Origin of the sequence: Flavicella sp., assembly GCF_029238425.1 — a bacterium.
GTDB lineage: Bacteria > Bacteroidota > Bacteroidia > Flavobacteriales > Flavobacteriaceae > Flavicella.
Genome location: NZ_JAQWGB010000092.1, coordinates 1 through 12,163 on the forward strand (window position 1 = coordinate 1; position 12,163 = coordinate 12,163).

The 12,163-nt window shown below is 34.3% G+C and carries 8 protein-coding genes; 6 read left to right on the forward strand and 2 right to left on the reverse strand.

Annotated features, from left to right (window positions below; all coding sequences use genetic code 11):
• The 6 genes from lepA to P8H68_RS06855 form a co-directional block, all read left to right on the forward strand.
• Positions 1–1,797 (forward strand): translation elongation factor 4 (gene lepA, locus P8H68_RS06830; RefSeq protein ID WP_300322770.1); only part of this gene is annotated, 1,797 nt, incomplete at its 5' end.
• Positions 1,798–1,996: 199 nt separating this feature from the next.
• The gene (locus P8H68_RS06835) at positions 1,997–2,740 is read left to right on the forward strand and encodes an energy transducer TonB (protein ID WP_300322772.1); all 744 of its coding nucleotides are present in this window, start codon (positions 1,997–1,999) and stop codon (positions 2,738–2,740) included.
• Positions 2,741–3,033: 293 nt separating this feature from the next.
• Positions 3,034–4,449, forward strand: a complete 1,416-nt coding sequence (locus tag P8H68_RS06840) for a glycogen synthase (RefSeq protein WP_300322774.1) — start codon at positions 3,034–3,036, stop codon at positions 4,447–4,449.
• An 8-nt stretch (positions 4,450–4,457) separates the two neighbouring features.
• Positions 4,458–5,732, forward strand: coding sequence for a glucose-1-phosphate adenylyltransferase (locus P8H68_RS06845; protein WP_300322784.1), 1,275 nt, complete (start codon positions 4,458–4,460; stop codon positions 5,730–5,732).
• Positions 5,733–5,789: 57 nt separating this feature from the next.
• Positions 5,790–7,703, forward strand: coding sequence for a 1,4-alpha-glucan branching protein GlgB (gene glgB, locus P8H68_RS06850; protein WP_300322776.1), 1,914 nt, complete (start codon positions 5,790–5,792; stop codon positions 7,701–7,703).
• A 173-nt stretch (positions 7,704–7,876) separates the two neighbouring features.
• Positions 7,877–10,273 carry a glycoside hydrolase family 31 protein gene (locus tag P8H68_RS06855; RefSeq protein WP_300322778.1) on the forward strand — a complete coding sequence of 799 codons (2,397 nt, stop codon included), beginning with the start codon at positions 7,877–7,879 and terminating at the stop codon, positions 10,271–10,273.
• A 63-nt stretch (positions 10,274–10,336) separates the two neighbouring features.
• On the opposite strand, the gene P8H68_RS06860 is transcribed toward P8H68_RS06855, so the two are convergent.
• Entirely contained in the window at positions 10,337–11,362 is a 1,026-nt protein-coding gene (locus P8H68_RS06860; RefSeq protein ID WP_300322780.1) for a glycosyltransferase family protein, read from the reverse strand.
• A 6-nt stretch (positions 11,363–11,368) separates the two neighbouring features.
• Positions 11,369–12,163 (reverse strand): UDP-2,3-diacylglucosamine diphosphatase (locus P8H68_RS06865; RefSeq protein WP_300322782.1); only part of this gene is annotated, 795 nt, incomplete at its 5' end.

A 12,163-nucleotide genomic window follows, 5' to 3' on the forward strand; every position in this document is an offset into this window, starting at 1 on the left:
ATGAAAAACATCAGAAATTTTTGCATCATTGCACATATTGATCACGGTAAAAGTACCTTAGCCGATAGACTCTTGGATTATACAGGAGCCGTAACGGAAAGGGAAAAACAGGATCAATTGTTAGACAATATGGATTTGGAACGTGAACGTGGTATTACCATAAAAAGTCACGCCATTCAAATGGACTATAAATTTAAAGGAGAAGATTATATATTAAACTTAATTGACACTCCTGGTCACGTTGATTTTTCTTACGAAGTTTCTAGATCTATTGCGGCTTGTGAAGGAGCCTTGCTTATTGTAGATGCTGCTCAAAGCATTCAAGCGCAAACTATTTCTAATTTATATTTAGCATTGGAAAACGATTTAGAGATAATCCCTATCCTAAATAAGGTAGATTTACCAAGTGCCAACCCAGAGGAGGTTACTGATGACATCGTAGATCTTTTAGGTTGTGATGCTGAAGAAGTAATTCATGCAAGTGGAAAAACTGGTTTTGGAGTTGACAATATCCTAGAAGCCATTATTGATAGAATCCCTGCTCCAAAAGGAGAACCTGATGCGCCATTGCAAGCATTGATTTTTGATTCAGTTTACAACTCATATAGAGGAATTGAAACGTACTTTCGTGTACTAAATGGTGAAATCAAAAAAGGACAACGCATCAAATTCATGGCAACAAATAATGAATATTTTGCTGATGAAGTTGGAACCCTAAAACTAGAACAGGTTGTAAAAAAATCTGTTAAAACAGGGGATGTTGGATATCTTATTACAGGTATTAAAACAGCGAAAGAGGTAAAAGTGGGTGACACTATTACGGATGCAGCTGTACCTACGACAGAAATAATTGATGGATTTGAAGACGTAAAGCCAATGGTTTTTGCTGGGATTTATCCAGTGGATACAGAAGATTATGAAGAACTTCGTTACTCTATGGAAAAACTTCAGCTAAACGATGCTTCTTTGGTATTCGCACCAGAAAGCTCTGCAGCCTTAGGTTTTGGATTCCGCTGTGGATTCTTAGGAATGCTTCACATGGAAATCATACAAGAACGTTTAGAACGTGAGTTTAACATGACTGTTATTACTACGGTACCAAACGTTTCATACCATGCATACAAGAAAAAAACTCCAAACGAAATAATTCTGTTAAACAACCCAACAGATTTACCAGATCCTTCTAGTTTAGATCGTGTGGAAGAGCCATTTATCAAGGCTTCTATTATCACCAAAGCAGACTTTGTTGGTCAGGTGATGAGTTTGTGTATTGAAAAACGTGGGATTATCGTGAATCAGTCCTATTTAACAACACAACGTGTAGAGTTAATATTTGAAATGCCATTGGCTGAAATCGTATTTGATTTCTATGATCGATTGAAAACAGTTTCAAAAGGGTACGCTTCTTTTGACTACCATCCAATTGGAATGAAAGAATCTAAATTAGTTCGTGTAGATATTCTCTTAAACGGACAACAAGTAGATGCCCTTTCTGCCTTATTGCATGCGGATAATGCTTACACTATTGGTAAAAAAATGTGTGAGAAATTAAAAGAATTGATCCCTAGACAACAATTTGATATTCCTATCCAAGCAGCAATTGGAGCAAAAATAATCTCAAGAGAAACAACAAAAGCACTCCGTAAAGACGTAACAGCAAAATGTTATGGTGGAGATATTTCTAGAAAGCGTAAATTACTTGAGAAACAAAAGAAAGGTAAAAAACGTATGAGACAAGTAGGGAATGTTGAAATCCCTCAAGAAGCTTTTATGGCCGTTCTTAAATTGAACGACTAGTGTAAAAAAAACAGCACAGAAAAACCTTATATTTTTTAATAAAAATATAAGGTTTTTTCATTTTATTAAGAAAAAAATCAACACAAACAATCTGTCCTTAGCAATAATTTAAAAATAAGACTATTTAATCTTTTTATAGTGTTTTACCCCTGATTTATTCGTAACTTAGAGGTATATTAATCTTTTAAATCTCAGCGTTATGGACACTAAAAAGAACCCACGTGCTAGATTAGAGAACTACAGTCATCAATTTATGCTAATCGGCTTAGTTTTGACTTTATTTTTTACTTATATAGCCTTAGAACACAAATCCTACATTAGAGAAATCGCAACTTTCAGCAGCGTAGAAATTACCTCTGAACAAGTTGAGGAAATGGTGATCACTCACAGGAAACCACCACCAATCAAACACGCTCCCCCACCACCTCCAAAATTGATAGAAATCATTCAAGTGGTAGAGGATGTTGCGGATGTCCCTGAAACCATCATTGAATCCACTGAAACTGATGAAACGGAAGCTGTGATTACCTCGGAAGATATTGACAATATCAACGAAGCAGCAGAATACGAGGAAATTATAGAAGATGTTCCTTTTGCAATCATAGAAAATATACCTGTATACCCTGGTTGTGAAAAAGGTACTAAAGCAGAAAAAAAAGCGTGTTTTTCTAACAAGGTTCGTAAACATGTAAATAAAAAGTTTGACGCTGAACTCGCAAATGAACTGGGTCTTGCTCCAGGAAAGAAAAGAATTTTTGTAATGTTTACCATAAATGAACATGGTAACATCACAGAAGTACAATCGAGAGCGCCACATCCAAGACTTCAAACGGAAGCTTCTAGAGTTGTCAAGACCCTGCCGAAAATGACTCCTGGAAAACAAAGAGGAGTACCTGTAAGGGTAAAATATTCCTTACCGATAACTTTTGAAGTTGTTTTATAAATTTTGGCTTTTTGGTTCATATATAAAACCAAAAAACCAATTTTAAGAATCTTTTAAAAGGTCTTTTTTTAAAAGATGACTTTACCATACAAAAACATACAATATAAGCAGTCAATAACATGCTATAATACAAGGTATTATAAAACAACATACTAAAAAAACAAATAAAAACAACATAACTTACTGAATAACAACTCAATGTAAACAAATTAACAAATGGTTAGAAAAAGCATATCTATAAAATAAGATTTATAAAAAATTTACGTAAGTTTAGACATCAAAAATAATTATGAATGGAAATAATACATATTAGTGCTGAATGCTATCCTATTGCAAAGGTAGGAGGATTAGCTGATGTTGTTGGAGCACTACCAAAATATCAAAATAAAGCAGGTAAAAAAACTGCGGTTGTAATGCCTTATTACAACACTAAATTCACACAAAACAAAAGTTTTCGTTTAGACCATAGAAACACGGTTTCTTTGGGAGGTCTTCTGTATGATTTTGAGGTTATTCAATTAGAAAGTGACGAATTAGGATATCCATTATATTTGATAAAAATCCCAGGACTTATGGACAGGGAGAATGTTTATGGTTATACCGACGACACGGAACGTTTTATGGCTTTTCAAAAAGCGGTACTGATTTGGATATTGCAATTTCATGACAAACCGCAAATTGTACACTGCCATGATTATCATACCGGATTGATTCCTTTTATGATGACTTATGCACATCAATTTGAAGTTTTAAAAGAGATTCCAACTATTTTGACCATTCATAACGCTCAATACCAAGGGCAGTTTTCTTTTGATAAATTAAACTATTTCCCTGAGTATGATCTTTCTTATTCTGGAATGCTAGAATGGGAGCAGATGATCAATCCTCTTGCAGCAGCGGTTAAATGTTCTTGGGCGGTTACTACCGTATCACCAAGTTATTTGATTGAGTTAAGAAGTGCCGCCAACGGACTTGAATGGTTGTTAGATAATGAAAAAGGAAAATCAACAGGAATCTTAAATGGTATTGATACGGACGTATGGAATCCGGCCACAGATCCAATGATTTCAAAAAATTTCACAAAACAAACTTCTCTTTCTGGGAAACGAAATAATAAAATGTTTTTATGTGATAAGTTTGATCTAAACCCTGAAAAACCATTATTTGCCTTTATAGGTAGATTGGTTGGAGAAAAGGGTGCGGAACTTTTACCACATATTTTTGACGCTATTTTAAGTAATCCTAAACTTGATGCAAATATTCTTGTCCTAGGCTCAGGGGATCCAACTGTGGAGCACCAACTTGATGCATTAAAAGAAAAACATAGTGGAAATTACAATACTTTCATAGGATATGATGAAGTTCTCTCACATATCATATATGCAGGGGCAGATTATTTAGTCATGCCTTCTAGAGTAGAGCCTTGTGGCTTGAACCAAATGTATTCTTTACGCTATGGAACCATACCTATTGTAAGAAGTATTGGAGGTTTAAAAGATACAATTGTTGATATTTCAGAAGAAAATGGTTTTGGAATTTGTCATGACAACACCGATACAAACGAAGCCGTTGAAGCTATTGAAAGAGCTATTGAATTATACAAAGATCAACCTAGATTTAAAAGAATCAGAAAACAAATAATGCAAATTGACCATTCGTGGGACAGCGCTGCAAACAACTATATTGACTTATACAACAAACTAATCTAACAAAAACAATTATGAAAAAAAAGGTCTTAGGAATCATTTTAGGTGGTGGGCAAGGATCCAGACTACAACCCTTAACATCAACTCGTTCTAAACCAGCCGTACCAATTGCTGGTAAATATAGATTGGTGGATATTCCAATTTCAAACTGTATCAATTCAGGAATTGATAGAATGTTTGTTTTGACGCAGTTTAACTCTGCATCTCTTAATAAACACATTAAGAACACTTACAATTTTAGCTTTTTTAATGATGCCTTTGTAGATGTACTCGCAGCGGAACAAACTCCTGGAAACAACAGCTGGTTCCAAGGAACTGCAGATGCTGTAAGACAGTCTATGCATCACTTTATGGATCATGATTGGGATTATGCATTAATACTCTCTGGAGATCAATTGTACCAAATGGATTTCAATGAAATGGTAAAACAGCATGAAGAAAGAAATGCTGAAATTTCAATTGCAACACAACCTGTAAATGCAAAAGACGCTACTGGATTTGGTATTCTAAAAACTAATGATGATAACACGATTGATTCATTCGTAGAAAAGCCTTCTGCTGATGAGCTTTCTAAATGGTCTTCTGAAGTTTCTCAAGAAATGAAAGACCAAGGAAGAAACTATCTTGCTTCTATGGGAATTTATATTTTCAGTAGAGGTTTCTTGTCTAAAGTTTTAAAGGAAAATGAAGATACTTTAGATTTTGGAGGTGAAATCATCCCACAATCTATCAACAAACATAAAGTAATGAGTTTCCAATACGGAGGATATTGGACAGATATTGGAACGATCGCTTCTTTCTTTGACGCCAACCTTGGATTGACAGATGCTATTCCTGACTTTGATTTATTCGACAAATCTAAAAGTGTTTTAACACGTGCAAGAATATTGCCTCCTACCAAAATTACAGGTACCACTTTAGAAAAGACTTTAATTGCTGAAGGAGGAATCATCAGTGCAAGCCGCATTGAACGTTCCGTAATTGGTATCCGAAGTAGAATTGGTGTGGGTACTACCATCTCTAACTCCTACTTAATGGGTAGCGATAATTACCAAAGCTTAGACGTAATTGCTAAGTGTATCGAAAAAGACAAACCTTATATCGGAATTGGAGACAGATGTTATATCAACAACTGTATTGTAGATAAAAATGCAAGTATCGGAAACGACGTTAGAATAAACGGAGGGCCTCACTTAAAAGATACAGATACTGCCACTTATACTGTTAGAGACGGAATTGTTGTGATAAAAAGCAAAGCTGTCATCAAAAGTGGTACTGTAATATAAATTCATACAAAACAGCAACCAAAAGGTTGCTGTTTTACTTAATAAAACTCAGAATATATGAGTCATGTAAAAGCTTTTAGTCTGTTTACTGAATTTGATATTAATTTATTCAAAGCCGGTAAACATTATAGACTATATGAAAAATTTGGTGCGCATCCAGCAGAAGTAGATGGTGTAGAAGGAATTTATTTTGCCGTTTGGGCGCCTTCTGCCAATCATGTGTATGTTGTTGGAGAATTTAATTTTTGGGACTCTAAAGATCATCTTTTAAATGTTAGATGGGATGGATCTGGAATATGGGAAGGATTTATTCCTGGTCTTAAAATGGGTGTGCAATACAAATACAAAATACATAGTAACAACAATGGTATCATTACTGAAAAGGCTGATCCTTATGCCTTTTCTTGTGAAGAACCTCCTAGAACGGCTTCTGTTGCTTATGATATTGAAAACTATAATTGGAAAGATAAAGATTGGCTTTCTTATAGAAAAGATAAAAATGGACTCGACAAGCCCTATGCTGTTTTAGAGGTTCATTTAGGATCTTGGATGTATAATGTTGAGGAAAATAGACCTTTGTCTTATATTGAATTGGCAGACAAGCTAGTGAACTACCTAAAAGAGATGGAATATACCCATGTAGAGTTTATGCCAATTATGGAATATCCATACGACCCTTCTTGGGGATACCAATTGGTAGGATATTTTGCTCCTACTTCAAGGTTCGGTTCTCCTAAAGACTTTATGTTTTTGGTAGATCAATTACATCAAAATGATATTGGTGTTATTTTGGATTGGGTACCTTCACATTTCCCTTCAGATGATCACGGATTAGGGTTCTTTGATGGGTCCCATTTATATGAGCACCCTGACAGAAAAAAAGGATACCACCAAGATTGGAAAAGTTTAATTTTCAATTATGGTAGAAATGAAATAAGATCGTTCTTGATTAGTAATGCCATATTTTGGCTAGACAAATACCATATTGACGGTTTGCGTGTGGATGCAGTTGCCTCTATGTTGTACCTTGACTATTCTCGTGAAGATGGTGAATGGGAACCTAACATGTATGGTGGAAGAGAAAACTTAGATGCTATTTCTTTCTTAAAAGATTTCAACACAGAAGTATATGCTAGCTTTGAAGGTGTACAAACAATAGCAGAAGAATCTACAGCTTTCCCAATGGTAACAAAACCAGAAAACTTGGGTGGACTAGGTTTTGGGATGAAGTGGATGATGGGATGGATGCATGATACTTTAGAGTATTTCCAAGAAGACCCAATCAACAGAAGATACCATCACAATAAAATTACTTTCAGTTTGGCTTATGCCTTTACAGAAAACTTTATGCTTCCTTTATCTCATGATGAAGTTGTTTATGGTAAACATTCTATCTTAGGTAGGATGCCTGGTGATAAGTGGCAAAAATTAGCAAACTTGCGTTTATTATATGCTTATATGTACGCGCACCCAGGAGCAAATCTAATGTTTATGGGAAGCGAATTCGGTCAAGAAAACGAATGGTCTTTTGATAAAAGTTTGGATTGGAACTTATTGGAAGATCCGCAGCATCATAAAATGAAAGACTTTGTAAAGGAACTAAATAAAATCTATAAAAAAACACCTGCTTTTTACGAAAAAGCATTTGGTATTGAAGGTTTTGAATGGATCAATTACGAGAACTTTGAAGATTCTATCATTTCATTTATTAGGAAAGGACATGATGAGAAAAACGATATTGTTGTCGTTTGTAATTTCACACCAGTTCCAAGAGAAAAACATCTTTTAGGAATTCACAAACCAGGACATTTAGTTGAAATTTTGAATAGTGACGACAAAAAGTTTGGTGGTAGCGGTGTTAAAAATGCTAAGAAAATTAAAATTGGTAAAAAACCTTGGAATTTCAAATCCAATTCTGCAAAAATAACCATCCCTCCATTAGGTGTCGTTTTCTTCAAAATCACCAAATAAAACCTGCCATTTCACATTCTTTTAATTGCAGTAAATCAAACAAAATTAGAATGTGAAATGGTAATTTTGAGTATCAAATACTTAACAATAAAACAATGTTAAATTCGGACTAAATTTAACTACTTCTTTTATTTTTTTAAGTAGTTTTGCAACTTATTAAATTACTAGTAATTATGATTTTAAATACTCAACTAGAATACAAAGGAGATCTATTTCCTGCGAACATTACAGATTATAAAAAGGATGTAGACGTACTACACTTTTCTACTTCTAACAATGTGATATTACAACTTACGGTTCTTCGTGATAGTGTATTGCGTTTTAGGTATACAACTGTTGGTAAATTTGATAATGATTTTTCATATGCTATTGCAAATGATGCCAATACTGGATACAATCATTTAGAAATTTCTGACGATGAAGAAAAATACATCATCACAACTTCAAAATTGATTTGTCATATTCATAAAAGCGATTTACGTAAATCTATTTTTGATGTAAATGACAATACTTTAATTTGTGAGGACGAAAAAGGATTTCACTGGGAAGAAAGTTATGAATTGGGTGGTGACATCGTTAAAATGAGTAAAACAGCTCAAAACAGCGAAAGTTATTATGGTTTGGGTGACAAGCCTCAACACATCAATTTGAAAGGAAGACGTTTTGAAAACTGGGCTACTGATTCTTATGCTTTTGGTAAAGATACAGACCCTATTTATAAAGCGATTCCATTTTACACAGGTTTACACAGCGGAAAATCATATGGTATTTTCTTTGACAATACTTTCAGAACCTACTTCGATTTTTGTCATGAAAGAAGAAACGTAACAAGCTTCTGGGCACAGGGAGGTGAAATGAACTATTACTTCATTTATGGTCCAGATATGAATGATGTTGTTACAAGCTATACGGATTTAACAGGAACTCCTGAATTACCACCTTTATGGGCTTTGGGATACCACCAATGTAAATGGAGTTATTACCCTGAGTCTAACGTAAAAGAAGTAACGCAAAAATTTAGAGATTTAAAAATTCCTTGTGATGCCATTTATTTGGATATCGATTACATGGAAGGATTTAGATGTTTTACATGGAGCGAAGATTATTTCCCAGACCCTAAGCGAATGGTAAAAGAATTGGCTGATGATGGATTTAAAACGGTAGTAATTATTGATCCGGGTATCAAAATAGACAATGAATACAGTGTTTTTAAAGAAGCTTTAGATAAAGATTATTTCTGTAAACGTGCAGATGGTCCTTATATGAAAGGTAAAGTATGGCCAGGTGAATGTTATTTCCCAGACTTTACAAGACCTGAAGTAAGAGAATGGTGGGCTGGACTTTTCAAAGAGCTTATTGAAGATATTGGTGTTAAAGGTGTTTGGAATGATATGAACGAACCTGCTGTTATGGACGTTCCTGGAAAAACATTCCCATCTGATGTACGTCATGATTATGATGGTAACCCTTGTAGTCATAACAAAGCACATAATATTTATGGTATGCAGATGGCGAGAGCTACTTACCATGGATTGAAAAAATTCAACTATCCTAAGAGACCATTTGTAATTACACGTTCTGCTTATTCTGGAACGCAACGTTATACATCAACTTGGATGGGAGATAACGTAGCGACATGGGAACATTTACAAATTGCAAATATTCAAGCACAGCGTTTAGCTCTTTCTGGATTCTCTTTTGCGGGATCAGATATTGGAGGTTTTGCAGAGCAACCAAATGGTGAATTATATGCACGATGGATTCAATTGGGAGCTTTCCACCCATTCTGTAGAACACACTCTTCTGGAGATCATGGGGATCAAGAACCTTGGGCTTTTGATGAAGAAATTACAGATGTAGTTCGTAAGTTTATCGAAATACGATATGAATTATTACCTTATTTATATACTTCATTCTACAAGTATTCTGAATTGAAAGAACCTATGTTAAAATCATTGGTTTTATTTGATCAAGAAGATACACAGACACACTACAGAATTGACGAGTTTATTTGCGGTGACAAAATCTTAGTTTGTCCAATCAATGAACCAAATGCTACAGGAAGAAGAATGTATATTCCTAGAGGTGAGTGGTATAATAAATGGTCAAAAGAAGTTGTTACCGGAGGGAAAGAAACTTGGGTAGATGCTGATTTACACCATATGCCAATTTTCATCAAAGCTGGAGCGGTGATTCCTAAATACCCTGTACAGCAATATGTTGGTGAAAAAGAAATTACAGAAATGACCTTGGATGTTTATTTCAAAGATGGTAAGGAAGAATCTGATTTATTTGAAGATGCAAATGATGGGTATGACTACACAAAAGGTCGTTATAGCTTAAGACACTTTAAAGTAGTTGGAACAGATAATAAATTGACCTTAAGACAACACAAACAAGGAAAATATGTTACCACTTACGAAACTTTCAAAATCAATTTATACGGTTTACCATTTGATGTAAACTCAATTAAAATTGACAATGAAGAAGTTTCTTTAGAAGATGTTCAATTCAAAAACAGAACGTTAATTGTTTCTAAAGCATTTACAAACATCCAGATTATCGGATAAGAATCATCTTATAAAAAAAGCCATCTATGAAAATAGATGGCTTTTTTGCTTTTATAAAGAATCCTAAATTTCGTGCATTAATTTATTGGACAGTTCTGTGGCAATTATATACTTAGAGAGCACTGCATCTACTATTAATTGAGTTCTATCTGGATAGACAACTTCCACTACATTTCCTTTTTTTACCCATTTCTTAATTTTAGAAACATTCTTCTTCTTAAGTTTTTTCAACACAGGCACCCCTATATCTTCTAAACTTGCCGCATTAAAATGTTGCTCTAATTGTCCCTTCATAGGAATCACCAATAATTTCTTTTTAAGATATAAGGCCTCTGCTGGTGTTTCAAAACCTGCTCCACAAACAACCCCAATACTTGAAGCAATACTCTTCTCAAAAGATTTACTCTCAATGGGCTTGATGACAACATTTCTCTTTTTGTAATGTCGCTTGCAATGTTTAGAAAACACTTCCCAAGTAACTCCTTTGATTTCTGACAATACCGCAATTATTTTAGCATCACTATAAGAAGGTAAATAAACTGTGTAATGTTTTTCCGTTGATACTTCCAATTCTCGAATAGCTCTTCTGATAATAGGCAAATAAATACTTGAATCGTATTTTTTGAAATGAAAACCAAAGTTTTGAATCGATGGAGCATAATATTTTAGGATCATCGCCCCAATAAAATCTCTATACCCTGGTTGGGGTACCAAATCTGATAACAAGGCACTCTGATGACTTAAAGAAATGCAATTGACCCCTCTTAACTTACAAGCCCAGGCTGATATCGGCTCAAAATCATTAACTACTAAATCATATTCATGTACCGGACATTTTTTTATCTCCGAATACACACTTTTTAAACTATTAGTAGCGATGGTATTGTAAACATCCACACCTCCTTTTTTTCCAAAAATAAAGCTCAACCCTTTGTAATTGTATTTCACATCAAAAGGCAACTCTATATCGGCTTGTGTCCCGCTCACTAATATATCTACCTCTACTCTAGACCTCAGTGCCGGAATTACTTCTTTTGCTCTACTCAAATGACCATTTCCTGTTCCTTGAATCGCATATAATATTTTCATAGCATTTTATATATTAAATTCCTGTAACAATCCTTCAAACAATTCTTTAGAAGTCTTTTCAGTAGTATCGTACAATTCTACCTCTTGAGACTCCTTGGAATGCATAAAATCTTCCGATTTGTATTTATACAAACTCCATTCGGCATCGGTATACTCCAATGCTGTTAAATTTTCAATCCAATCACCAGAGTTGAAATAGATTGTTTTATCTCCATTCTCATTAGCAAACTCTTTTATCAAGGGTTGGTGAATATGACCACAAACAACATAATCATAGCCTTTTTCCATGGCTATATCAGTAACTGTTTTTTCAAAATTATTGATAAACTTAACAGCTCCCTTTACTTTATCCTTTATACGTTTAGACAAAGACAACTTTTCCTTTCCTAACAGTTCACATCCCCTATTTACAACATAATTGATCATGATTAAAAAATCATAACCTACGGCTCCTAATTTTGCCAACCATTTAGAATGCTCCATGGTTACATCAAAAACATCTCCGTGAAAGAACCAAGCTTTTTTATCATCCAATTCGAGAACCAGCTTATTTTGTATAGACAATTTACCCATAGAAAAACCGACAAATTTACGTAACATCTCATCGTGGTTACCCGTAATGTATACAACTTCTACCCCATTTGATACCCAACCAAAAATATGTTTGATAATCTTCATATGGGATTTTGGAAAGTACCTTTTCTTAAACTGCCATATATCAATTATATCTCCGTTTAAAATTACTTTCTTGGGTTTTACACTTTTTAAATATTGCAACAATTCCTTTGCATTACAGCCAAA

Bases quoted from the DNA above. Each gene is read 5' to 3' on its own strand.
- P8H68_RS06835 (WP_300322772.1), top strand. From the start codon at position 1,997: ATGGACACTAAAAAGAACCCACGTGCTAGATTAGAGAACTACAGTCAT.
- P8H68_RS06840 (WP_300322774.1), top strand. From the start codon at position 3,034: ATGGAAATAATACATATTAGTGCTGAATGCTATCCTATTGCAAAGGTA.
- glgB (WP_300322776.1), top strand. From the start codon at position 5,790: ATGAGTCATGTAAAAGCTTTTAGTCTGTTTACTGAATTTGATATTAAT.
- P8H68_RS06855 (WP_300322778.1), top strand. From the start codon at position 7,877: ATGATTTTAAATACTCAACTAGAATACAAAGGAGATCTATTTCCTGCG.
- P8H68_RS06860 (WP_300322780.1), bottom strand. From the start codon at position 11,362: ATGAAAATATTATATGCGATTCAAGGAACAGGAAATGGTCATTTGAGT.